Genomic DNA, 23911 nt, shown 5'->3' on the forward strand with positions numbered 1-23911 from the left:
AAATCGCACTCCAAACTATATTTCCACAATTGGTGCTGTTACTTCTTTTACTAGACATTGAACGCCTGAGAGATTTGGCATTTAGTCAAGGAATTGACATTCAAATTTCCAGGTGCAAGATATGAGTTAGCAAAAGATAGCGGTACTTGCAAAAGTAACAAACCAATCCAGCTTAAGGCAGCGATGACAAACATATTAAACAAGATACCCGTCACCCAGCCTCCTAAACCAACTTCGCACTGTTGCAGAATATCTTCGACGCGGCGACGGTAGAAGGAAGGAAATAGCAGGATAAAACCTTGGCGGTAAGGGGTAGGATTTGCTAGAAACATGATAGTTAAAACTAGCACTAGCAGCGAGTTGAGGATAATTCCCAGTGAATTGGAAAATAGAGTGAAGAAATTACCAAATAAGAGAGTTGCAACAGATTGCAGTTGTTGAGTAACTCCTCTCAAGCCGCGAATATCCTCTACTACTTGTGCTGGAATTAAATCTTGTAACCAAGTTGTCCAACCACGCAACTGTTCTATTCCTTCGGGTACGCGATCAACCAATTGTTGTAATTGTTCGACAAAAGGTGGCACAACTACTAGAAAAAAGCCAACGAGGAGGGCAAGTAATAGCGTTATTGATAGGGCGATCGCGATTCCTCGTTTAATGTGAAGTCGCTGCAGTAGCCGCACGAGTTGGTTGATTGCTGTTGCTAATACTACAGCTGTAAATATCAGCAAGACGACTAACCGGATTTGCCACAAAATGTACAGACAGATAATAAAAACAACTAAGCCTATCGATTGCCCTAAACCCACAATTTACCCTTCCTTTTGGTTCTACTCTTGCTGGATTAAAGTGTTCAAACTTGCCGAAACAATGTGGTTAGATTATCCGATTGAATAAGACCAATTCATCCTTTCTACGGATTAAATTGATACTTTAGCTGCCGCTACTTCTTAGTTTTTAGAAGCACAAAGTGTGCTGAAAATAATTGTTATGCCTCGAACCAAAGAATACTCTAGTCAATCCGATTGACGATTAGTAATAACTAATATATTCTTAAATATAATTGTCTTAGCAGTTGAATTATATCAAGTCTATTTTTTAGAATAGTTAAGCTATCGAAAGAAGCATTAGGCATGTGAGTAGCAATAAATGCTGTCGGCAAATTGTTTTCAGATATCTAAAACACTATTCTGTCATTAGCTAAATTATATAACTTCAACATTTATCACCCAATATAATACGACATTTTATAGCTTCAGATATTGAGTAGCGATAGTCCTCCCTTGATCGCTGCCACAGTATCAAGTCAACGTTCGCAGCAGAACTAGCCTCCCAAAACTTTTCTTCAAGTGTCATTACAGTTTCTTTCAAGTCCACTTCTGTTCTCCTGTCAGTATCTCTTTGATGCGTTTGCTCTATGCTTGCTCGCTTCATATGATAGGTTAGAGGATTTGTTACCTAAGCGCCCAAAACTTCATGGCAGGAACTACACAGACAACTCACCAATACAAACCACTGTATAAGCCTAATCAGTTGCTTTATGGTACTGGGCAAACTGCGGTTGTTACAGGATGGACAATGAAACAGGCGATCGCTAAAAAACTCGATCCCCATGAATATGCTGCGATCGGGCAGTTGTATTCTCCTACACGCGGTATTAGTTTCCTAATTCGCAATTTACTGGCTAACCCTCATGTTCGCTTTTTAGTCGTACTCAACGCGACCAAGGAAGATAAAAACGCTGGTGCGGGAATGTGTCTATTAGACTTTTTTCGTTATGGATTCGAGAAAGGTTACAGCGATACAGGGCGCGAGACTTGGGTAATTCGCTCAAAAACTACAGGTTACATTGATATCGAAATTGCAGCGGAAGCATTGGAGAAATTAAGGAAAGCGATCGCCTATCAAGAAGCGAGTTCAATTAACGAAGCTGTATCTTATGTGCGATCCTTTGCTGCAAAAGATGTAGAACCGTGGGGAGTTCCTTTAGAATTTCCGATTACGGAAGTTGAACCGACTGTTTTACCAGGAGTGCGTTACGGTCATCGAATTGAAGGAAAAACGATTGCCGAAACTTGGGTAAAAATCATTCATCGCATTAAAACAACTGGTACAATTCGACCCACAGGCTACGATGGGCAATGGCAAGAATTAATTGATTTGATGGCAGTTGTCACCGATGAACCGGAAGATTTCTATTTTCCTGAACCGAATTATTTACCGTGTAGCAAAAGTTTTATTCAAGAATACGTTTCCCAAATTTTAGATGACGCACCGCATCAAGAAGGTGTGAAATATACTTACGGACAAAGATTGCGATCGCACTTTGGACGCGATCAAATAGAACAAGTTATTCAAAAACTTATTAAAGATATTGACTCAGCTAGAGCCGTCATGTCTTTATGGGATGTGGAAGATCATGAAGATAATAGTAGTCCCCCGTGTTTGAATCACATTTGGGTAAGAGTTATAGAAAATGAACTCGCTTTAACCGCAACTTTTCGTAGTAATGATATATTTTCCGCGTGGGCTGCGAATGCAATGGGACTAAGGGCTTTACAACAACATATTCGTAACGAAATTGCTCATCGTTCGGAAAATAACTTACACATGGGACCTTTGATTACAATTAGTCAAAGTGCTCATATATATTCCGATTGCTGGGAGAATGCAGAGCAAGTTATTCAAACTCAATATCCTAAAATTTGCCAGCAACGAGACTACAAAGATCCCTCAGGAAGTTTTGTGATTGATATCCAAAATAACCAAATCATTGTCGAACACATGACACCTGGAACCGGAGAAGTTGTCAACTGCTACTCTGGTAAATCAGCAACGCAACTTTATCAGCAAATTGCAGCTGCTTGTCCAGCTTTACAAGTCGAACACGCGATGTATTTAGGAAGCGAATTACAAAAAGCGGAAATTACTTTATCTCTACAACAAGATATTTATCAACAAGATCAACCTTTTATGCTTAGTACGTCGCGCAAATAACCACTAGTTTAACTTCAAATTTTATAACCCATACTCATCAATTCACGCTGAAAAGCTGTGTTACATAATTTAAGTTCTTCACAATTCATTTCTGTTTTATAACGCTGAATTGTACCTTTATTGAAATTCCATGCTTGACTTTTTAATTTTTCGTGCTTGTTATGAATTCTTAATTCATCTTCATTTAACTCAAGTTCAAAGTGTGCTGCTAAGTTCTTAAGTTGGACAAGCTTGTCTTGCATTAAATCTTCATACTTAATAAACAAAACGTTTTTAACTTTTTGCCATTGCTGCCAATTTTTACAGCAGTTTTTAATCTTTGGTATTGAATCTATAATATTCTGAAAATCTTGAAAAGCACCTGTGGAGTCTAAACCTTTTCGAGTCCGTGAGCCATAATCGATGGCTGACAGAATAACATCTCTAGGATCTCGATAGCAGAAAGTTGCTTTGGCTAATCCTAAAAACAAGAGAAGTTTGATTAAAGTAACTGGTTTTGAATGCGTTTTAATGACAGCATCTCCACCTCTAAAGCTTATGCAAATTAGTCTACTAATATTAATAATATTGAATGATTGAATATAGGTATGATTCAAGTGTATCAATGTTTGCGGCTGACTCTTCTTGAGGATGGCTAGTTCAAGTAAGTCCTTTTGATAATTAAAAACAAGAGTACTACCAGATTTGGGGATACTAGAGCTAATAATAATCATAGATTCAATAATTTTGAAGTGGATAAAACAGAATAAACGTTACCCATCTTCACAGTTTAATTGACTTAATAATCACACTTTAGCCAACGTCACAACTTGCTGCTGGTCTTGATATTTACCTTTGCGAGTTTCATAACTCGTCGCGCAGGGTTCTCCCTCTAAAAAGAGTAACTGCACGACACCTTCCGACGCATAAATACGACAATCCGCACTCGAAGAATTAGAAAATTCTAAAGTCAAATGACCGCGCCATGCCGCTTCCGCAGGAGTTAGATTGGCTATAATACCGCAACGCGCATAAGTACTTTTACCAATGCAGATTACTGTAATATTCTCTGGAACTGCTAATTTTTCCAGTGCAACTCCTAAACCATAAGAGTGTGCAGGCAGAATAAAATAACTACCGTGACTATCTGTATGCAGTTGCGTTGGTTCTAAATTCTGCGGATTAAAATTTTTGGGATCGACGACAGTTCCAGGAACATGACGAAATATACGGAACTCAACTGGTGAAAGTCGAATATCGTAACCGTAGGAAGATAGACCATAGCTAATTACAGGTCTAAATAACGTAGTTTCCTGTACTTGTCGAATTAAAGTCGGCTCAAAAGGCGCAATCATACCCTTTTGCGCTTTTTGTGAGATCCAAACGTCGTTTTTAATCACAGTTTTTTCGTCAATCGCAACCGAAATACTAGAATAGCTTGATCTAGCTATGTTGTTTTATCTACGGTCTGTCGCTTCTGCGCACTTGAGTAATTTGATCGGCAACATCGAGTAGTAGTTGCGGCATTTCGGGTCCTGTGAGAATAATATCTACATGACTAGGGCGTTGCTCTAACAAAGCTAAGACTTCTTCTAGCGCAATCAAGCCGAAGTTAATCGCTAAGCTTAACTCATCTAATACAACTAACGAATATTTTCCTTCTAGTACTACTTGCTGTGTATGTTGCCACAATTGACGTAAAGACAGATTTTCAGCCTCGTCTAATTGTGGTGTATCAATATAGCGTGGTAAATCGCAGCGAATCCAATCTAAATGCTGCCCTAACCGTGTTGGATGCTGGTGTCCTTGATTGATCCCGCCTTTGAGGAACTGCACTACTAATACGGGGGTTCCTTGTCCAGCAATTCGCAAAGCTTGCGCCATCACGTTTGTAAAAAAACTGCGGTGCGAGCAAGTAAACACTTGCACCAATCCTTCTACTGGATAAAGTGGACTACAAGCGGGACTAAGGGCTGGATTTTCAAGCTGGGCAACCATAGCGCAATTTTGAATGAGGTGTGAGGACTAATAGCCAGATATATAGTGTACTTTTTCTGTTTGTCCTTTAATAAAACACTAGATATGCTTTTACGTCAACTGTCATAGAGTAGTAGTTTAACCCAAGATGTTGCGATCGCACTGCTTCCGTCAACACCGTATGTGCTGTATTCTAATCAAGGTCTTACATGGCAACAGCAATGTCCTGGCAACGTCCAGATAATCGACAATCGCACCAAATGCGTCCTCATAGCTTTGAACTTGGCTTTACGCGCTTCGCGGCGGCGTCAGTCCTAGCAAAATGCGGCGATACCCAAGTGTTGTGTAACGTTTCAATTCAGCCAGGAGTCCCCAGATTTTTAACTGACTCCGGTCGCGGTTGGTTAACTGCTGAGTATCGAATGCTACCTGGTGCAACTCCTCAACGTCAAGAACGCGAATTTATGCGACTTTCAGGACGTACTCAAGAAATTCAGCGATTGATTGGACGCAGCTTACGCGCTGCACTCGATTTTGAAGCATTGGGAGAACGGACAGTTACAGTTGATGCAGATGTGTTGCAAGCAGATGCTGGTACTCGTACCACTGCAATTAGTGGCGGGTTTGTTGCTTTGGCACGCGCGATGGATAAGTTATTACAACAGGGAGTTTTAGCACGATCGCCAATTGTTCATCAGATAGCTGCGGTTTCGGTAGGATTGTTGCAAGGTGAGCCTTTCTTAGATTTAAACTACATCGAAGACGTCGCCGCCGAAGTTGATTTCAATGTTGTCATGAACGAAAATCTCGGCATCATCGAAGTTCAAGGAACCGCAGAATCAGGAACTTTTAATCGTACTCAAATGAATCAAATTATGGACTTTGCAGAAAAAGGGATTCAGGAATTATTAGAAGCACAGCGTCAGGCGCTTGGTGGTGTGAAATTCTAAAAAAAATCAATAATTACTTGCTCTATAGGCTAGTGAGGATACAACGCTCACAGCAGTTGAGTAGAGAACTGAGCCTCACTAGTAATATAGGCAAAGGAACAATCGTTATATCTATGCCAATTTAGGAGAACAAGATGGCGAAAACGACTAACCCCGAAAAACTCTACGAGCAAGATTTAGTAGCTTGGTGTGATGATACGGTTGCCAAATTGAAAGCAGGCAACTTTGAGGAAATTGATATTGACAGTTTGATTGAAGAGATCGCAGGATTGGCGGGGCGCGATCGGCGAGTCGCTTCAGAGTCTTGCTGGCACATCTGCTCAAACGGATGTAAGTGATCCGGACAACTATCGCGGCTGGGAAATCACGATTCGAGAACAATGACAACAACTTATCGATTTACTCGAACAATCGCCTAGCTTGCAAAACGATTTTGCCATCCTCTTCTCAAAATGCTGGGCTGAAGCATTGGCAAGCGTGAAAGAAGATTATCCCCAAACAGAGTTTCCCAACGAATGGGCATTGAGCAATGAGATCGATGCTCAACTCAGCAAAAGATTTTGGTAAATTCAAGTAATGACTGCAACAAAATTGTTCTAGTACACTCAATTAACTAATACAGAACATAGCGAAAAATTAAGAATATTTGCATTTAAAGTAGCAGCGATCGCAGCTTTCCCCAACTAAAACTCTTGCCTAGCCTAACTTATAGCCTTTCATCGTCGTGATTAAGTGACGTTTTATCTACCGTTCTCACCTACCAATATCTTTGAGACAATTAGAGTCTCATAAACGCCATAAACAAACTGATAGTCATCAGCACAAGGGAGACAACTTTATGAAATTGGCTTACTGGATGTATGCAGGTCCAGCCCACATTGGTACGCTGCGCATCGCCAGTTCGTTTAAGAATGTCCACGCTATTATGCACGCCCCTTTGGGCGACGACTACTTCAATGTGATGCGCTCAATGTTAGAGCGCGAAAGAAATTTTACTCCAGTCACCGCGAGTATTGTCGATCGTAATGTGCTAGCGCGTGGTTCTCAAGAAAAGGTAGTAGACAATATCACCCGCAAAGATGCAGAAGAACATCCCGACTTGATTGTGCTGACGCCGACTTGTACATCAAGTATTCTGCAAGAAGATTTAAATAACTTTGTCGAACGCGCCTCAATTGAAGCAAAAGCTGATGTAATGCTAGCGGATGTCAATCACTATCGCGTTAACGAATTACAAGCAGCAGATCGAACCCTCGATCAAATCGTTCAGTACTACATTAATAAAGCCCGTCGTAGAGGCGAATTACCGACAAGTAAAACTGAAAAGCCTTCCGTTAACATCATTGGTAGTTCTACCCTTGGTTTCCACAATCAGCATGATTGTACTGAGTTAAAGCGACTCATGGCTGACTTGAATATTACAGTTAATGCAGTGATTCCTGAGGGTGCTTCGGTTCACGAATTAAAGAATTTACCCCGCGCTTGGTTTAACTTGGTGCCATATCGCGAACTCGGTTTAATGACAGCGCGATATTTAGAGCAAGAATTTGAAATGCCGTATGTAGATATTACACCAATGGGTGTGGTGGAGACAGCACGATGCATTCGTAAGATTCAGCAGGTAATTAACGCGCAAGGTGCTGATGTTGATTACGAGGGGTTTATTGAAAACCAAACGTTATATGTTTCGCAAGCGGCGTGGTTCTCACGTTCAATTGACTGTCAAAACTTAACGGGTAAAAAAGCTGTCGTGTTTGGCGATAATACTCATGCGGCGGCGATGACGAAGATTTTGGCACGAGAAATGGGCATTCATGTTGTTTGGGCGGGAACTTACTGTAAATATGATGCAGATTGGTTCCGTGAACAGGTAAGTGAATATTGCGATGAAGTGATTATTAGCGATGATAACGGCGCAATTGGCGATGCGATCGCTCGCGTAGAACCGTCGGCAATTTTTGGTACGCAAATGGAACGTCACGTCGGTAAGCGACTGAATATTCCTTGCGGTGTCATTGCTGCACCAATTCACATTCAAAACTTCCCAATTGGCTACAAGCCATTCTTAGGTTACGAAGGCACAAACCAAGTTGCCGATTTGGTTTATAATTCCTTCACTTTAGGCATGGAAGATCACTTGCTAGAAATCTTCGGCGGGCATGATACCAAAGAAGTGATTACAAAGGGAATTTCAGCAGATTCTGACTTGAGTTGGAACAAAGAAGCGCAAGCTGAACTTAATAAAGTTCCTGGTTTTGTGCGGGGGAAAGTCAAGCGCAACACTGAAAAATTTGCGCGCGATCGCGGTTTAAGCGAAATTACACTTGAAGTAATGTACGCAGCGAAAGAAGCTGTGGGTGCGTAAGTTTGGGGTGGGCTTTTGCCCACTCTAGCTGTTATTGCTCCAAAAGCCGCTTGTGCGCTTTAACAAGCAAGTTTATGACTCACATAGCGATTTAAGCTAACCTTTTCTTCTGCCGCTTCTATAGCTAGCCTACGATGAAGTTCTGATGGAATACGAACTTGAAATTTACCACTGTAGCTTTTCTCTGCAATAGGTTCTGGGATTTTCTCGCCATTAGTTTCCATATCGGCTACTACATCTTTTACCAAGTTTGTAATACCTTCTAGTGCAGCATGACGATCTTCATCGAGATAGGATAGACTCGGATACTCAGCACACAACCCTACAAATTCTTGATCCTCAGCTGACCAAGTAACTTTATAGCTGTAGTGTTCGTAATTAATCATTTTCCATCTCCTCAATTTTTTCAATTGCTTCTAAAACCTGCTTAACTTGGTAAGCTTTTGCTTTTCCATCTTTTTCTTGAATATTGACGCGAGGATCTCCAGCCCAAGGTGTTTTGTAAACACAATGACTCGTTCCCTGCTGTGTGGGTTCTCCAAAATAATGATTACAAACCTTTACTAAATCAGTAAAGCGTACATTCTTAGGATTTTTTCTTAGCTGGCTAACGAGTTTTTTTATTTGTGCCATATATTCAATTCCATGCCAACTTTAGTATCAACAGTGATACTATGTCAAGCTTTCTACTGGGTTGATTAACCTATAAATTAAACTGAGGTATCAATGATGCTCTGTTAGAGGATGCCTGAAAAGTATAAATCGCTACGGTAATCGTCTAACCATAAGTCGAACCATAGCAGCATAGATAAAGGCTTCGGAAGTGGCAGGCAAAGCTTCATATTCCGCTTCATAACTCCTGTTGTCTCTCACTACACAAGAGTTAAATTCTATACTTCTTAGACATCCTCTAAAGCGGAAGTCGCATTTTCTAAGGTGTGATGCAATTTGAGAATCAATCGCGCCAGTTGACTATCCTGAATCACCGTGATCGGAAAGTAAGAATCTGAGTTTGTTGTCTAGTTTCCGATGTAGCCTGCTGCAAACGTTTAACATCAGGATACAACATGCGATAAGTCCAACCAACCTCAAGACTCGCGGCGCTACCAGTATGAACTTCTCCAGGATTGATCACTACTACACTACCCGCAAAAGCAACGTGTTTCTCTCCGTGATAACTAAACGCCTCTGCGCCTTGTTCAATAACACCAATAACAAACGTCTCATGCACGTGTCTAGAAAACGCATGTGTGATGTATCTAGCGTGAAGTAACTCCACATTACCTGTGCTACGGATTCACGCCAAAATTTAATTTTCTCTTGCTTACTTGCTAGCAGAATGTGATAACTCAGATTTAATCTTGAGGATATTTTCTAAACGGTTCGCCAATCACGGTTTCTCTTGATGGTTCTTTTGATGGTGTAGCTGCTGGAAATTCAAATGGTTCGCCAAAGATTGTTTCAATGGCTGTATCGCGAGATGAAGTTTGCTCTTTAAACGGCGCAGCTTTCGGTTTTGGTTGTGATGCAGGTTTTTTTGTTTCTTGTATTGGTGTAGAAACAATTCCTAAGCGAATTTGAATTTGTGGTCCTGATTGGGCTAAACGAACTGTTATGCCATCTCTCACGGGCATTTTTGTAATGCGTCTATCATCGATAAAAGTGCCATTCGCACCCAAGCTGATAATTTCCCAGTTGCCATTATTACAACGTAGCTCGATATGTTTGCGGGAGACAACTGCGCTGTATAACACAACATTATTATCAGTGGCACGTCCTACGCAGATAACAGATTCGTCGGCAAATGTCCAATGTTGAATCGGTGTCGAGTGCAGCGGATGTAGGAGAATGAGTGTAATCACTTTAGTAGATTAAAGTTGAAATTAATTAGGACATTTGAAATAAGAACGTGACCAAATCTCCCTTACCGAGGGCGATACGATCGCCAGCACGCAAACGATGGCGATCGCCTGGTTGTAGTGGTCTACTATTGATATAAGTTCCATTTGAACTACCGACATCTTCGACAAAGTAGGCATCTCCTTCAATGCGAATATCCGCATGAATTCGCGAGACTATCTCTGAATTGGGAAATCCAGAAACGTCAATATCTGGAGGAATTTTGTCGTTAGGCTTACCAATGTGAATCACAGCTAAATTTTGCGGCAATTCTATGTTTGTATCTGTTTGAACGTGCAACAATTTTATTGTTTGCTGCTGTAATTGGGTTTTGGAACTACCTGTAGATGATGAGTCTGGGGTTGTGCTAAGCTCCACATTACTTACAGAAGTTGTCGGTAGTGGAGTAGCTGCATCTGGTGATGTTGATTCGGATTGTGATGTCGGTGTTTCTACTGGTTCTACTAAGTAACTCTGACTTGATGTTTCTGCACTCGGTTGTGCGCTAATTACCAAGCGCTGTGGTTCTACAAGTGGCTCAGGAGTTTCTAATTCTGGGATCTCATTACCAACATCCGTACTGATATCACCTGCGAAAATTTCTTCTGTTGCTCGACTTGCTTTTAAGTTAAAACCACATTGACCGCAGAAACTTGCGTCTGTTTGTACCGTTGCTCCACAATTAGGACAACTTGCGGTAGCAGGTAAAGGAGTATAGCAAGCCTCGCACGTTTGCGCTCCGTCGGGGTTAGAGTGATTACAGTTGGGACAGACAATCATGAATATCTTTCCATCAAAATTGAACGTCGAGTTTGCTTAACCGAACATACTACGTCAAATTTTAGTCACTAATTTAGGATTCAGCAGCAGTAGAAATCTGTAACTCTTCTCCTGCATCTCGATCGAGTAGCCACCATAGTTCTCCTTGTGGTTGAATCAAGCGACTAGGATAACTAAAGTCATCAGCATCAGTTGCAAACACTTGCGCTAAGGCAGATTTTTTGTCTGCACCAGCAACTACAAACATCACACATCGCGCGTGATTAATCAACGGCGCTGTAAATGTAATTCGGGGTTCATCCTGCTTGTTACCAACTGCAATCAAGCCGCGTGCTTGCAATGCTTCAGTGTGCGGAAACAACGACGCAGTATGTCCATCGCCGCCCATACCTAGCAAAATAATATCAAACTGGGGAAACTCCCCACTACTGATTTGAAAGAACTGTTGGAGATATTGTTCATACTTGCTGGCAGCGACTGCGGGTTCAACTTCGTCCGTAGGAATTGGGTGAATGTTTTCTTCAGGAAGATTAACGCGATCCAACCAAGCTTTGCGTGCCATGAGTTGATTGCTATCAGGGTCATTTGGTGGCACATAGCGTTCATCACCCCAGAACACATGAATTTTATCCCAAGGTAGCTGTTGCGCGGCGATCGCCTCGTACAATGGTTTAGGTGTACTTCCTCCAGATAGCGCGATTGTACACACACCACGTTCGGCGATCGCATTGGTCATCTGAACGACCGTTAGATGTAGCGATCGCTCAATTAGTGCTGACTTATCTGGTAAAACTTCAATTTTCATTTTTTAATATTAATTTGATCCAGCATTAACATACTGAAACTTTTAAATTTTAGTTTTATATTCTGGTAATTATTAAATAATATTTCTTTTTATATTTCTTGATACAACATAAAAATATATACTCTTTATAATTTCTTATCCTCCACTCAAAATATGCAAACAATTGATTCATCAAGCAGAGTATGCAAAAACTCATAAATTTTTGCCTCAGTAATATCACTTAAAGCTCTTATCCTGCTTTGTGTGATTCATTAGAGCGAGTTTGAAAATTGCTGGTGAGCAGTAAGAATTAAACTAGGATTGTGCTGCTTCTATTTGTTTGAATTTTGTGATGCGTTGCCCTCGATGTTTACAAAACGTCAATGAAACAATTCAACGCTGTCAGTGTGGGTTTGCGCTTGATGATGTAACATCAGCAGATTTAAAAGATTGGTTTGCCGAAATAAAACAAATCTTAGAAAATGCGTATACTGCTGCACCGACACCCTGGCAGCAATCGGGTAAAAGCGGCACATTTGAGGAGTGGACAAGACTTCGTGTGGCAAACATAGCAGCAGTGAATCAACCAGGCAAGTATCTTGATATTGGTTGCGCCAATGGATACTTGCTAGAGTGTCTAGTTGCATGGTCGCGGCTGAAGGGAATTGAGTTAATACCGTACGGTCTAGACTATTCAGTAAAACTAGTTGCCTTAGCTCAGGAACGTCTATCAACTTATGCTGATAACATTTATGTCGGTAATGCTTGGAATTGGACTCCACATCAACGCTTTGACTACGTGCGAACTGAACTGAATTATGTACCGCGTAATTATCAAAAACGTTTTGTTGAGCGATTGATAGCGGAGTTTGTTGCTAAGGATGGTCGGTTGATCATTTCACAATACCGCAGCCGCTGTGATGATTTGAGGCAAGGCTGGATTGATTGTGATTTAGTCGGGTGGGGTTTTGAAGTTATTGAGATTCATTCGGGTTATAGCGAAGGTGGTTTAGAATTATGTCGTGTAGCGGTTTTGCAGCCGTAAACGCATAGATCAGCAGGATAACATAAGAATCGCTGTACTCGACTGTAGAAAGTTGGTTGAGTTCGAGAGATTGTCTGCGGCAGGTGAACGGCACCGTTATTGTTTTAGATCATTCAGCGTGAGTTCTATAAATTCATTTCCAGAACATTTAATCGTATTTACGCGTTATCCCGAACCAGGAAAAGCTAAAACGAGATTAATACCAGCATTGGGAGCCGCAGAAGCCGCACAGTTACAACGGCAAATGACCGAGCATACACTTTTACAAGTCAGCAAATGCGATCGCTCGCTAACAGTAGAAGTGCGTTTTGCTGATGGTAATTTAAAATTGATGCAAGAGTGGTTAGGTCATCATCTTAACTATCAACCCCAAGGTGAAGGCGACTTAGGTACTAAAATCAAGCATTCCTTAGCTGCGGCTTTTGCGCGTGGTAGTCAACGAGTTGTGACTATTGGCACGGATTGTCCAGGTATAACCGCAGAGTTACTTGCAATGGCTTTTCATCAATTGCATGAATGCGATCTAGTTCTTGGTCCAGCAATCGATGGTGGATATTATTTAATTGGTGTTAGTCGGTTGATTGCAGAACTCTTTAATAATATTTCCTGGGGAAGTGCTGCAGTTTTGCAACAAACACAAGCGATCGCCCAAAAGCTGAACTTATCGGTTGCCATGCTTCCTCCTTTAGCAGATGTCGATCGCCCTGAAGATTTAGTCGTGTGGGAGCAGATACAGAGCAGAGGAGAAATGACTTGAATCGCTTTAAGCTAATTACTTCTAACAACTGATTTGGGAAATTGCTTTTTTAAAGCTGGAAAGACAGGACAAGGCGATCTATTCTCGAAATTCTCTGGTTTACTCCAAGTAAATGGAGCTTTCTGAGCTGCTGACATCCACAACAGGCGCTTGGCTCGTGTCATCGCAACGTAGAGTAAACGGTACTCTTCCGCAGTTTTGAGTTGCTTTGCTTGCTCACTCGCTTCGGTAACGTCGGGTAACGGAAATTCATGCAGTGCAGCACGAATTTGGGCGCGGGCAACTTCTGCAAGCGTAAAGTCGCCGAGAAATTTAATTTGCGGTGGTACCCAGAAACTCCCAGGAATCAAGTTTTCGTGTAAGAACGGGATAAAAACATAATCCCAGTCTAGCCCTTTGGCTTTGTGCATCGTAATGATTGTGACTTGACCAGGACGAGTGTAACGCGCCTCAACTTCTTCGGTTTCGACTGGTTCAAAGCGTTCAGAACTAACGATCTCATTTAAGACAAATATTGCTTCACTAGAACTATTACCAGTAATTTGCCGTGTAATACGTTCAGCTAGTTTATCGGCAGTAGCTAGTTCTGCTTGATCGTATTTGAGTTCAGAAGCGATAAAAGCAATTAGGTGGTAGTAGGGTAATTCCATCCGTGCGCGCAGCATACTACAGCATAAGTTCCGCCCTTGTAGTGCTGCTTCAGATTGGGGTGGATCTAATGGTCCAGGATAGAGAAACTGTTCAGGGACACTCGCCAGTGCATTGAGGTCTTGTGTGGGAATCATCTGACGCTGGACGAGAACTTCTAGCGCGGCTTTTAAGTAGTCAGAAGAATGGGGGCGATCGAGAAATTGCAGCATTGCCAAAATTTCTGCCGGAACGTGTGAGTGGCGATCGCTTTCTGAAACTTCATAAAGTGGTATGTTATGCTCGCGACAAATTGATGTCAGTTCTGACACTAACCACCGTCCCTGGCGGTTTTCACGGACTAAGATCGCCGCACTGCCGTTAGGATTTTCTCCAAATAGATCCACTAAGCGTTTGCCAATTAATTCTGCTGTGTGGTGGATATCGCGTGGTGTATATAGTTCCAATCCACGACCAACTGGTACAGGATTTGCATTAGGTTGCGGATCGCTATCGGCAACAGGTCGAATTTTCTGCATGCGAAACGGAAGTGAAACAGATTGTTTGTTCTGACTTCCATAAGTCCGATTTACCCAATTTAAAGTAAAGTTAGCAGCGTCAATAATCATTTGACTACTGCGACCGGCTTGATCCATTGTTGCTAGTCGGTTCTGAGAGCGGCACTCTTCACAAAACTGGCGAAAATAGATCGGGTCAGCAGGTGTAAACGTTGAGTTAATGGCTTGATTAGGATCGCCAACACGAATCAAGTGTGGAGAAGCTTCTGGAGTATTAGGATCGCTAGCGAGAATTTCTAATAATTTGGTTTGGAGTGGGGTAGAGTCTTGCGCTTCATCTTCAAATACTGCAAATACCTGATTTTGCTCGAACTTACAAGCGTTAGGATTTTCTAATACACGCAATGCGGCAAGAATCATGTCGTCGTAGTCGATCAAGTCACGCGATCGCATGAGATTTTCGTACTGTTCGTACAACCCAGCAGCAATTTCGACAATTCCATATTCATCAGTCGTTTGCGTGCTTAATTTCCGCAGCTGTTGTGGTTGATAACCCGAACTTTTTGCTTCATGAATCGCGGTAGCAGCTAAATCTGGTAATACTTCGGTTCGCAGTACCGATTGACGACGTAACCTTTCGGTTTCTTCACCATCAAAGTACAACCCTTCAAGTAATTGCGAATAACGTCGCGGATGATTCGCAATCCATTGTTCAACACACGTCCGAATTAATCGATGACCTTGATTAGGTGTAATTAGAGTGGCATTCTCTAGTTGTAAGCCTGATAAGTCAGGATGACGCGTGGCAATATTTAAGGCAAGCCCGTGGAGGGTGTGGACAACGAACCCAGTAGGAGGTAATGATAATTCTTCACGCAGGTATTTACGCACTTTGGCTTTGATATTAGCTGCTGCTGAACGCGTAAACGTGACAATCACGATCTGACGTCGGGCGTGGAGTTGGTAACGCGCGATCGCTAACGCCGCTGCTGCTGCCATTCCTGTAGACTTTCCTGCACCTGGAACTGCACTTACTGCCAAAGCACCACCCTGCCAATCTGCCATTTGCTGCTGCCCAGATCGCAAGCTATTTCTAATTCGTTCCCAAGCTGTGGTGCGGAGTGCAGAGGCAGAATGCAATGATAATTCGGATTCAGTCTGAGTAAAATTCGCGTCTGGCATTTTTTAGGAGTTAGGGGCGAGGGGTTAGGGGCGAGGGCTGATAACCTTTAACCATTGATTTATGCGATCGCACCCTCTCCTTTTATTACACTGATAGTTTATAAATGACAAATTCTAAACATTTTCACTACTTCGCCTTGATTGCAGTCATTTTGGTTGGTGGGCTGCTGCGGTTTTGGCATCTAGATTTGAAGTCATTTTGGTTAGATGAAATTATTACAGCCTTATTCAGTCTGGGGCGAAACTACAATGACGTGCCTTTGGATGTTGTGTTTCCTGTAGAGGGTCTGTCGCAAATTTTCAGTTTTAAGGCTGCGCTATCTTGTCCTCAGATTGCTGCGAATCTTGCTACTCAGTCCGTGCATCCCCCGTTGTTTTTTTGTTTACTTCACAGTTGGGTACAAACAGCTTTTGTTGGCATAGAAGATTGGGGTTTGGTGTGGAGTTTGCGATCGCTTCCGGCTTTAATTGGCGTTGCGGCGATCGCGGCAATTTACTGGCTGAATGCGATCGCCTTTTCGCGCAGTGCAGGACTCATAGCAGCAGCTTTTATGGCAGTTTCACCTTTTGCTGTGTATTTATCACAAGAAGCGCGTCATTATACATTGCCTATCCTATTGATTACTTTATCACTCGTAGGACTAACCCAGATTCAAAAGGATTTACTGCAACAGAAGCTACGCTATTTTACTTGGTTGGGATGGATCGCGGTAAACTGTCTTGGTTTTTACACTCACTACTTTTTTATTTTGGCGTTCGTTGCTCAGGTAGTTACCTTACTTGCACTTATGTACTCGCGACGCCGTAGCTTGCCACGTTACAGCTTCTTAGCGATCGCTGCGTCAATTTTAGTGGTTGTTGCTAGCTTTATTCCGTGGTTGCTGGCGATGTTGAGTCACGCTAATCGTTCGGAAACAACATGGTTATCACAGTCAAATCCTATTGCTCCGATTTATCAAACTCTGGCTAGTTGGGTACTAATGCTAATAGCGTTACCTGTGGAGAATCAGCCTTGGTGGATTGCAATTGTTGTCGCTTTGGTCATGATAGTGTTCAGCATTTGGAGCACACAGCTTATTTTCAGAGGTTTAAAGCAACTGTGGCATTCTCCAAAAACTCATTTATCAACAAAAATACTATTGAGTTTTACAATAATTGTCTTACTAGAGATGTTCGTTATTGTTTACTTTTTAGGCAGAGATATCACAATTGCCCCGCGCTATAACTTTGTTTATTATCCTAGTTTTTGCGCTTTAGTGGGAGCAAGCCTTGCTGTTCAAAATTTTAAATTAAAACTGCCCAATGCTAAGTATATTGTTATCAGTTTTGGGCTGATAAGTTCTATTTTTGTAGTGAATAATTTAGCTTTTCAAAAACCATTTAATCCTAAGCTTGTTGCTCAAAATATGAATTTAGAACCTACTATACCGCTGATGATGGTAGTAGGATATGAAACTTATCAAGATGTTGCCCTAGGATTAAGCTTCGCTTTAGCGCTAGAGAAAATAAGAGTCAACGATTCAACAAATCTAGCTTTTTTATCGCGATCGCCAGGATATGAATCGGTTTGGCAAAAGCTTTCTACATCACCATTACCCGAAGCTACCAGAGTCAATTTATGGATAGTCGCGCCAGGACTAAAACGCCGTGCCTACCCTCCACAACTGACATTATCAAACAAGCAATGTGATATTGACACGACACAGCATTACCGGATCGGGATTCCCTATCAGCTTTATCGCTGTAGCTAGTACTATTTGTTTCCTCAAGTTTAAGAAGCATCTTGCTGCTGCGCTTTGAGATCGCGTTCCATCTGCGCCATAATCGCGTTTCTTACCCATTCCGATTTATCGGGAAGCGATCGCACATATTTATCAACTTCTACAGGCAAGCGAATCGCTAATGGAGACGCTGCTAGTTCCATGCGATGCTTGACAAACTTTTGTGGATTTCCCCCTTCTTTTGCCATATTTTTTAATGTTTACGATAGATCTTATTATGATAAAATATTTTTTATGAGTTGAATGCCAGAGGAACAAAGTTACCAGCTTCCCCTCCTCTGGCTAAACCTCAGAACGTGAAGTATACACAAGATCTACAGCACACAAGGTCTACTGATAATGTATACGCGAGGTCTACAGAAACTAATGTATACAGGAGGTATATAATGCATTTTACCCAATCATCCAATTTTGCGATCGCTTCAACGGAAATAAATCAATATTTTTCTTCACAGCTTCCCAAAAATTCAGTTGAACTCAAACCGCTTGTTGCTAAAAAAATCACAGTTGAGCGCGTTGGATTTACACGTAATGCCTCAAACACCCCGTATATCGTTTATCTAGTTGGAGAACGCCGCTGTTGTACGTTCATCAAACGCAAAGTTTTGACATCTTTAATTCAAAAGCTAGTTAAGTTAACGCACAGCATTACTGAGGCTATTCGCAGCCTTACAGTCAACTCAACAAGAGGACTGCAAATTAGAACTATGTCCGATGCAGTCTGTATCGAGCATCATGACGTCGTGAAGTTTTTGGAGAACTACAACACCTTAGCATTAACATCTATCGCTCCAACTGCGAATTGTGAATGTCAACGAGATGAAATATGCGTTCATGCGATCGCGCAGTTGTTTGTGACGTTAGGCGATCGCCTTCCTACTTTCACCTTTTCAGCCGAAGCACCGATTAAACCCGTACGTCCTTTAACAAACTTAAGATTTGCTAGACAACTCACCAATTATTCACACAAAAACGATATCCAGTCTTTGTTACAAAAATCTTTTTGGTAGTAGATGCAATTCGCAAAAGCTCAAATTGTTACACTAGCTCGATTTTCTCTAAAAAAGGGCATAAACTACAAATAGAGACTTATTCTGTAGTCAAAGCTACAGTGAATAAAAGACTATTATGGTAGAAGCATCAGTACTACCCTTAGAGGCTCCTTCTCCTGCACACATCTGTCCCTTCGATCAAGCGTGTAGTTATCTAGAGCAAGCAGCCAAAGAATTACAACTCGACCCAGGCTTATTAGCTGTTCTCAGTCATCCCCGTAAAGTCGTCACTGTTTCAGTTCCTGTGAAATTAGATAGCGGTGAAGTGCAAGTACTTGCAGGGCATCGAGTGCAGCACAGTGATGTCTTAGGACCCTATAAAGGAGGAATTCGCTATCATCCAGCAGTCACACTGCGTGAAGTATCAGCTTTGGCAATGCTAATGACGTGGAAATGCGCACTACTGGGAATTCCCTATGGCGGTGCTAAGGGAGGAATTGCCTTAGATCCAACTCGTTACAGTACCGGAGAGTTAGAGAGAATTACGCGTCGCTATACCAGTGAGTTAATTAAAGATATTGGTCCAGAGGTGGATATCCCTGCGCCCGATATGGGAACTTCTGCCCGCGAAATGGCGTGGATTATGGATACCTACTCAGTCAATGTCGGTCATGCGGTTCCTGGGGTTGTTACGGGTAAGCCAATTTCAATTGGTGGTTCTAGAGGGCGCGAACAGGCAACAGGACGCGGAGTAATGATCGTTGTGCGAGAAGCTTTAGCAGCGCGAGGTCAGTCGCTGGTAGGAGCAAGAATTGCCATTCAAGGGTTTGGTAATGTTGGTAGCGCTGCAGCATTATTACTTCATGAAGCCGGAGCGAAAATTATTGCAGTTTCCACAGGTTCTGGTGGTCTTTTTTCAGAAAAAGGCTTAGATATTCCAGCATTAAAAAACTATGCAGCAGCCAACCGCAAGCAGATTTCTGGTTTTGCACAAGGAACTCCAATTACAAATACGGAATTATTAACTTTGCCTTGTGATGTCCTGATTCCGGCAGCGCTAGAAAATCAAATCACTGAAGAAAATGCGCATCAAGTCCAAGCATCAATTGTCGCAGAAGCAGCAAACGCACCCGTAACGTTAATGGCACATAAGGAATTAGAAGCGCGGGGTGTCACTGTGCTACCAGATATTTTGACGAATGCTGGCGGAGTTGTTGTCAGTTATCTAGAGTGGGTGCAAGGACTTTCTTACCTATTTTGGGATGAACAGCGCGTCAATCGGGAAATGGAAGCATTGATGGTTAATGCTTATCAGCAAGTCATCAAACAGTCGCAAAAGCGGCAAGTTCCATTACGGTTAGCTGCCTATACTTTAGGCGTGGGTCGTATTGCCCAAGCACTAAGCGATCGCGGTTTGTATCCTTAGATGCCCTCCGACTGAAGTCGGGGCTACTCAAGCCAAGTGTACCTTCGTACACTAAAACAAGATTTTTATGAGTAAGTTCACCTCCGTGGACTTCGTTTATTTAGCGGCGAATTCATTCGCACTCGCATTCTTCAGGAACTTTGATGCTGATTCAAAATGAGAAGATTGCGGCTATGTCATGGTAGATGTATGCATGAATGAGACTTAAAGAGCGATCGCTTACGTTAATGATGTAGTTACAGCAGATGGTCAAACGTGCCGATGTCAGCACCAAAAAGTTAATTAGTCTCGCACCCGATAACTGGGTCAATAAGAGGATGGGAGGACAAGGGGAATCTTCATCGGTCTTTTCCCCCCTTCTCCGTGTCACCCCTCCCCGCGTCCTCTTTGACGTGCGGATGAACAATTAAATCAACTAGAGACGGTTTTAGCATTTTTTGCTACCTTCGTGCTTGATAGTGCGTTAGTGCAAGAGATTATGAGGTGGGATATGGCTGTGTTAAGGGAGTCGCCTTGGTATCAAGAAATTGAGCAGCGGGGAATACGCATCGGTGAGGAACTCGGTGAATACCGCGGGCGAAGACAGGAAATTTTATCCAACATTGCTACCATTTTAGAGGTGAAATTTGGTAGTGAGGGCTTGGAATTAATGTCCCAAGTAGCCCAGATTTCTGATTTAGAGCGGTTGCAGGAAATTTGACGCAGCATTGTTGTAGCAAATACACTTGCAGAACTGCCGGATGTTTTGTAATCAAATCTAGGTAAAAATTAGGCAGTAATTGATGTAATGAGTAGTTAGTAAGTGCGAATTTTGTAGGAGAATTTACATAAAAATAGCCTACTATAAAATTGCAAAAATTTGTCTCCAAAATATATCACCTCCCAGCGGCAAGATTGGCAGATGAAGAGGGTGGGTTAAGTAGGTTCCTCCTGTAGCGGTGAGGGGGAGTCAAATTAAAATAGGGTAAGCAAGAATGCGATTCGACTGGGATAACCGCAAAAGTCAACTACTTCAGCAAAATCGGGGATATTCTCTCAAAGAGGTTTCTAGGATTCTGGCAGGTGATTATGTGGAGCAGATGAAGCGAGATGATCCTGAACAGTTCATTGCTATTGGATATTTGGGAAATACGCTTTTATCAGTAATTTATGAGATTCGTTCTGATGAGGATGGGGAATATGTTTGGTTAGTTACGTATTGGAAAAGTACAAAAAGAGAGCGAGAGATTTATGAGCAATATTTCTATTGAAGAACTGGAACAGAAAATTGAGGCTGGCGAAGAAGTGATTGATCAGTATTTTGACCCTGCCACCATACGAGTTGGCACACCCCGCTTGATGACTTCACGTAGAGGACAAGATCAGACAATCACCAATTTAGAGATTCCGCCTGCCATGCTGAATGAGCTTGACCAAATGGCGAACGAACTCAATATTAGCCGTCAAGCTGTGATTAAAATGATGCTACGACGCGCTCTCGATGAACACTATTTAGCGAAGCGATTGACATCATCATGAAATTGCTCAGCTTAGACAAAGCGCGATCGCCCCACTCATAAATCCGATCGCCCGACAATTAACAAAACGGTTGGGAGAATTACCCCAACAGATGCGTACTTCAGTTTTGGGTTTGCCATTGCCTGCATTGAAAGATTTAAGTGAAGCTTTACTGGATTTTATGAGTATGGCTGATTTGCAAGCTTGGTTGGCACAACAGGGTTAGCTTGCCTAGGAAAAATTGCGATCGCCCCATCAGCCTTAGAATTTTCGCAATACACCGCGACTGAAACGTTTCAGGGCAGAGAAGAAGACGGCGCAGGGACGGAGGTGAGAAGAATATAGCCCATAGAATTCATGTAAAACCCTATGGCTATTACAGAGCTATTAACAACACTGAGGCAATTACCTCGAACTGAAAAATTGAAGGTGATGCAGTTTTTATTAGCAGAGTTAGTCAAGGAGGAAAAAATTACTGTGCTGCAACAGACAGCTCCATCTTTAAATCCTGACTATCCGCTGCGTGGATTGCCGCTGGTGGTTGCAGAAGATTTTGATCAGCCAATGCCAGAACTTTGGGAAGCATTGAGCTAATGATTTTGTTGGATACTCATGTTTGGTAGTGGTAGCTTCATGATTCAAATCGATTATCTAGATTATCTAATCGAATACAAAATTTAATAGACCGAATTTTAATTGCAATTGCTAGACGATATGATATTCCTCTGGTGACTCTAGACACTCAGATTTTGAACTATCCTCATGTGCAAACACTCTCGGAGGTTCCGCTGCGTTTCCTCAACGTCTTGATCCCGATCGCTCAACCTATATAAAGTGCGATCGCTCTTCTACCCCATCACTCTATTAGCAAGAGAATGATGGCAGGGTTTTATGTTTAAGCTAGGAATTATTTTGTGCATAAACTGTTGAGTTGGTCTGGTGAAATAGTGACATCAAAAGATAGATTATTTGATCACTTTTCTGAGGAACAATGGCAGGTTTTGCAGATAAATATGGTATGTTTGGGTGTGACTTTAAGGTATGTTGATGAGGTATTTTTCGATGTCATCCAGCGCAGCATGAGCGGCAAGAATATTTTGTGCATCCCAAACATTGGAGTCTACAATATACACCTGTTTAGTTTGAACGGCTTTGAGTTGCTGCCACAGTGGTTTTTGCTGAAGCTGTTCTAAAAAGTCCTCTCGTTCAGGATGGGATACAACTAAGAGAATATCACCGTCAATACTGTGTAAGTATTCCTCAGAAATAGGAAGAGTATATTTAGCATTTGTCGTTAAGGATGGAGGATACTTTAGCCCAATATCATCTAAAATTTTTGTTGAAAAACCTAATTTTCCATTAGTAACAATGCCGCCATCACGCAAATAAATAACAGAAACGCGAATCTGTTGGCGGCGATCGCCTAATCTTTGTTTCAGTTCTTCAACTCTGCGATAATAATCGTTTATGAGCTGATTAGCCTTTTCTGTTTTGTCAAATACTGTTGCAACATCTTGAAGAAATAGCTTAAAATCTCCTGAAGTTTCTTCCCAAGGCAGCAAGATTGTAGGAGCAATTTGCGACAAAAGGTCATAGTCCGTCTTGGCTCTTGAAAGAGATAGCGCAACTATCAAGTCAGGTTGAAGTGATAGCAGCTTTTCTAAGCTAAACTCACTAGAAGAATGTAAAAACTCAATTCCATTTATTTTTCCTACCAAATAGGGAATATCTTCCACTCTCCAGTAATTACCTATTTCAGAAGCAACCGGTTTGATTTCCTGGTTTTGAACTTCCTGCTGCTCAACAATTGGTTTAACTTCTGCCCATCCAGGCTCAATCGCAACAACATTCAAGCATCCCGATATCAGTAAAAACCACAGCCGCACACCACCAGACAACCACCAACGCTTCATCTCAACTCCTGATCCACCAGCAGGCAGAACTTTTGTTGGGTAATAGGTAAGCCTTTAGCACTTAGCATTTAGCAACCAAACAAAAGCTAATAGCCAATCGCCAAAAGCTAATCGCTAATAGTTACCCGCTTCAACGAAGCTGAGTATAGCGAATTATTAGCAACTGCGTCTATGACAAAAACGAAACTATAGCTCTTAAATGGACTTTTTACCGAATAAACATTCACTGGGTGTAATCATAAACCTACGCTTAAAGGCTTCAGCAAAGCGTCCCTGATGGGAATAACCAACGCGGTGAGCAACCTCAGCAATAGATACAGCCTATTGCAGTTTTATGAGGCACAGTAGCAACAGTGAGTAAACCAGTTTTTCAAATGCACGGGATTAATTAAATCGAGTGCAGTGGCAATGAGAAGATCAACCCTGAATGCAGTAGTTGGGG

The 23911-nt window shown here is 42.0% G+C and carries 30 protein-coding genes; 16 read left to right on the forward strand and 14 right to left on the reverse strand.

Translation table 11 applies throughout. The annotated features are described in order from the left end of the window. Nucleotides 1-50 precede the first annotated feature (50 nt). On the reverse strand, nt 51-809 hold the full coding sequence (locus tag IQ230_RS23120) for an AI-2E family transporter (RefSeq protein ID WP_322742551.1): 759 nt from the start codon (nt 807-809) through the stop codon (nt 51-53). Nucleotides 810-1476: 667 nt separating this feature from the next. On the opposite strand from IQ230_RS23120, the gene IQ230_RS23125 reads away from it, so the two are divergent. Further along, nucleotides 1477-2997, forward strand: coding sequence for a thymidylate synthase (locus tag IQ230_RS23125; RefSeq protein WP_193934579.1), 1521 nt, complete (start codon nt 1477-1479; stop codon nt 2995-2997). 14 nt (nt 2998-3011) lie between these two features. On the opposite strand, the gene IQ230_RS23130 is transcribed toward IQ230_RS23125, so the two are convergent. From IQ230_RS23130 to IQ230_RS23140, 3 genes are all read right to left on the reverse strand, one after another. After that, nucleotides 3012-3710: a sulfotransferase domain-containing protein gene (locus tag IQ230_RS23130; RefSeq protein WP_193934580.1), complete on the reverse strand. Its 699-nt coding sequence runs from the start codon at nt 3708-3710 to the stop codon at nt 3012-3014. A 72-nt stretch (nt 3711-3782) separates the two neighbouring features. Further along, nucleotides 3783-4376, reverse strand: a complete 594-nt coding sequence (dcd, locus tag IQ230_RS23135) for a dCTP deaminase (protein WP_193934581.1) — start codon at nt 4374-4376, stop codon at nt 3783-3785. A gap of 61 nt (nt 4377-4437) precedes the next feature. Continuing rightward, complete coding sequence (locus IQ230_RS23140) at nt 4438-4974, reverse strand: P-loop NTPase family protein (protein ID WP_193934582.1); 537 nt, start codon at nt 4972-4974, stop codon at nt 4438-4440. A gap of 200 nt (nt 4975-5174) precedes the next feature. Between IQ230_RS23140 and rph the strand changes: the two genes are divergently transcribed. The 4 genes from rph to bchB all read left to right on the forward strand — a co-directional run bounded on the left by rph (nt 5175) and on the right by bchB (nt 8268). Then, complete coding sequence (gene rph / locus IQ230_RS23145) at nt 5175-5903, forward strand: ribonuclease PH (protein ID WP_193934600.1); 729 nt, start codon at nt 5175-5177, stop codon at nt 5901-5903. Between the two features lie 134 nt (nt 5904-6037). Then, nucleotides 6038-6241, forward strand: a complete 204-nt coding sequence (locus IQ230_RS27530; RefSeq protein WP_265576245.1) for a DUF29 family protein — start codon at nt 6038-6040, stop codon at nt 6239-6241. Nucleotides 6242-6296: 55 nt separating this feature from the next. Beyond that, nucleotides 6297-6470 (forward strand): DUF29 family protein, encoded by a 174-nt coding sequence (locus IQ230_RS28015; RefSeq protein WP_407646708.1) that lies wholly within the window; start codon nt 6297-6299, stop codon nt 6468-6470. A gap of 271 nt (nt 6471-6741) precedes the next feature. Then, nucleotides 6742-8268 carry a ferredoxin:protochlorophyllide reductase (ATP-dependent) subunit B gene (bchB, locus tag IQ230_RS23155; RefSeq protein WP_193934583.1) on the forward strand — a complete coding sequence of 509 codons (1527 nt, stop codon included), beginning with the start codon at nt 6742-6744 and terminating at the stop codon, nt 8266-8268. A 59-nt stretch (nt 8269-8327) separates the two neighbouring features. Here bchB and IQ230_RS23160 read toward each other — a convergent pair whose 3' ends face one another. The 6 genes from IQ230_RS23160 to pgl all read right to left on the reverse strand — a co-directional run bounded on the left by IQ230_RS23160 (nt 8328) and on the right by pgl (nt 11752). Then, nucleotides 8328-8654 carry a type II toxin-antitoxin system HicB family antitoxin gene (locus IQ230_RS23160; RefSeq protein ID WP_193934584.1) on the reverse strand — a complete coding sequence of 109 codons (327 nt, stop codon included), beginning with the start codon at nt 8652-8654 and terminating at the stop codon, nt 8328-8330. After that, the gene (locus IQ230_RS23165) at nt 8647-8901 is read right to left on the reverse strand and encodes a toxin HicA (protein ID WP_193934585.1); all 255 of its coding nucleotides are present in this window, start codon (nt 8899-8901) and stop codon (nt 8647-8649) included. The genes IQ230_RS23160 and IQ230_RS23165 overlap by 8 nt, the downstream gene beginning before the upstream one ends. 349 nt (nt 8902-9250) lie before the next feature. Further along, a complete protein-coding gene (locus tag IQ230_RS23170; protein WP_322742552.1) occupies nt 9251-9499 on the reverse strand; it encodes an AraC family ligand binding domain-containing protein in 249 nt (82 codons plus the stop codon). A gap of 124 nt (nt 9500-9623) precedes the next feature. After that, nucleotides 9624-10130, reverse strand: coding sequence for an FHA domain-containing protein (locus tag IQ230_RS27790; RefSeq protein ID WP_193934586.1), 507 nt, complete (start codon nt 10128-10130; stop codon nt 9624-9626). A gap of 25 nt (nt 10131-10155) precedes the next feature. Next, a complete protein-coding gene (locus IQ230_RS23180) occupies nt 10156-10947 on the reverse strand; it encodes an FHA domain-containing protein (RefSeq protein WP_193934587.1) in 792 nt (263 codons plus the stop codon). A gap of 73 nt (nt 10948-11020) precedes the next feature. Further along, nucleotides 11021-11752, reverse strand: coding sequence for a 6-phosphogluconolactonase (gene pgl / locus IQ230_RS23185; protein WP_193934588.1), 732 nt, complete (start codon nt 11750-11752; stop codon nt 11021-11023). Nucleotides 11753-12083: 331 nt separating this feature from the next. Here pgl and IQ230_RS23190 point away from each other — a divergent pair, with 331 nt between their 5' ends. After that, nucleotides 12084-12776 (forward strand): class I SAM-dependent methyltransferase, encoded by a 693-nt coding sequence (locus tag IQ230_RS23190; RefSeq protein WP_193934589.1) that lies wholly within the window; start codon nt 12084-12086, stop codon nt 12774-12776. A 118-nt stretch (nt 12777-12894) separates the two neighbouring features. Next, nucleotides 12895-13533 carry a TIGR04282 family arsenosugar biosynthesis glycosyltransferase gene (locus IQ230_RS23195; RefSeq protein WP_193934590.1) on the forward strand — a complete coding sequence of 213 codons (639 nt, stop codon included), beginning with the start codon at nt 12895-12897 and terminating at the stop codon, nt 13531-13533. Between the two features lie 11 nt (nt 13534-13544). On the opposite strand, the gene IQ230_RS23200 is transcribed toward IQ230_RS23195, so the two are convergent. Then, nucleotides 13545-15743 carry an ATP-dependent helicase gene (locus IQ230_RS23200; RefSeq protein WP_228055271.1) on the reverse strand — a complete coding sequence of 733 codons (2199 nt, stop codon included), beginning with the start codon at nt 15741-15743 and terminating at the stop codon, nt 13545-13547. A 221-nt stretch (nt 15744-15964) separates the two neighbouring features. On the opposite strand from IQ230_RS23200, the gene IQ230_RS23205 reads away from it, so the two are divergent. Further along, nucleotides 15965-17611, forward strand: a complete 1647-nt coding sequence (locus IQ230_RS23205; RefSeq protein ID WP_193934592.1) for a glycosyltransferase family 39 protein — start codon at nt 15965-15967, stop codon at nt 17609-17611. A gap of 20 nt (nt 17612-17631) precedes the next feature. On the opposite strand, the gene IQ230_RS23210 is transcribed toward IQ230_RS23205, so the two are convergent. Next, a complete protein-coding gene (locus IQ230_RS23210) occupies nt 17632-17829 on the reverse strand; it encodes a hypothetical protein (RefSeq protein ID WP_015188033.1) in 198 nt (65 codons plus the stop codon). Between the two features lie 198 nt (nt 17830-18027). Between IQ230_RS23210 and IQ230_RS23215 the strand changes: the two genes are divergently transcribed. From IQ230_RS23215 to IQ230_RS23250, 8 genes are all read left to right on the forward strand, one after another. Then, the gene (locus IQ230_RS23215; protein ID WP_193934593.1) at nt 18028-18651 is read left to right on the forward strand and encodes a hypothetical protein; all 624 of its coding nucleotides are present in this window, start codon (nt 18028-18030) and stop codon (nt 18649-18651) included. Between the two features lie 118 nt (nt 18652-18769). Next, entirely contained in the window at nt 18770-20059 is a 1290-nt protein-coding gene (locus IQ230_RS23220) for a Glu/Leu/Phe/Val family dehydrogenase (protein ID WP_193934594.1), read from the forward strand. 490 nt (nt 20060-20549) lie between these two features. Next, on the forward strand, nt 20550-20759 hold the full coding sequence (locus tag IQ230_RS27070) for an RpnC/YadD family protein (RefSeq protein ID WP_228055267.1): 210 nt from the start codon (nt 20550-20552) through the stop codon (nt 20757-20759). A 274-nt stretch (nt 20760-21033) separates the two neighbouring features. Then, nucleotides 21034-21309, forward strand: coding sequence for a BrnT family toxin (locus tag IQ230_RS23230; protein ID WP_193934595.1), 276 nt, complete (start codon nt 21034-21036; stop codon nt 21307-21309). Continuing rightward, nucleotides 21290-21577 carry a type II toxin-antitoxin system BrnA family antitoxin gene (brnA, locus tag IQ230_RS23235; protein WP_193934596.1) on the forward strand — a complete coding sequence of 96 codons (288 nt, stop codon included), beginning with the start codon at nt 21290-21292 and terminating at the stop codon, nt 21575-21577. The genes IQ230_RS23230 and brnA overlap by 20 nt, the downstream gene beginning before the upstream one ends. Before the next feature lie 91 nt (nt 21578-21668). Next, a complete protein-coding gene (locus tag IQ230_RS23240) occupies nt 21669-21782 on the forward strand; it encodes a DUF4351 domain-containing protein (RefSeq protein WP_265576246.1) in 114 nt (37 codons plus the stop codon). Then, on the forward strand, nt 21761-21901 hold the full coding sequence (locus IQ230_RS23245; RefSeq protein ID WP_193934597.1) for a hypothetical protein: 141 nt from the start codon (nt 21761-21763) through the stop codon (nt 21899-21901). The genes IQ230_RS23240 and IQ230_RS23245 overlap by 22 nt, the downstream gene beginning before the upstream one ends. Before the next feature lie 24 nt (nt 21902-21925). Next, nucleotides 21926-22150, forward strand: coding sequence for a hypothetical protein (locus tag IQ230_RS23250; protein ID WP_193934598.1), 225 nt, complete (start codon nt 21926-21928; stop codon nt 22148-22150). A gap of 440 nt (nt 22151-22590) precedes the next feature. Here the strand turns inward: IQ230_RS23250 and IQ230_RS23255 are convergent, their stop codons facing one another. Next, on the reverse strand, nt 22591-23469 hold the full coding sequence (locus tag IQ230_RS23255; RefSeq protein WP_193934599.1) for an iron-siderophore ABC transporter substrate-binding protein: 879 nt from the start codon (nt 23467-23469) through the stop codon (nt 22591-22593). 195 nt (nt 23470-23664) lie between these two features. Beyond that, on the reverse strand, nt 23665-23781 hold the full coding sequence (locus IQ230_RS23260; RefSeq protein WP_322742553.1) for a helix-turn-helix domain-containing protein: 117 nt from the start codon (nt 23779-23781) through the stop codon (nt 23665-23667). Between the last annotated feature and the right edge of the window lie 130 nt (nt 23782-23911).

Origin of the sequence: Gloeocapsopsis crepidinum LEGE 06123 (genome assembly GCF_015207655.1) — a bacterium.
GTDB lineage: Bacteria > Cyanobacteriota > Cyanobacteriia > Cyanobacteriales > Chroococcidiopsidaceae > Gloeocapsopsis > Gloeocapsopsis crepidinum.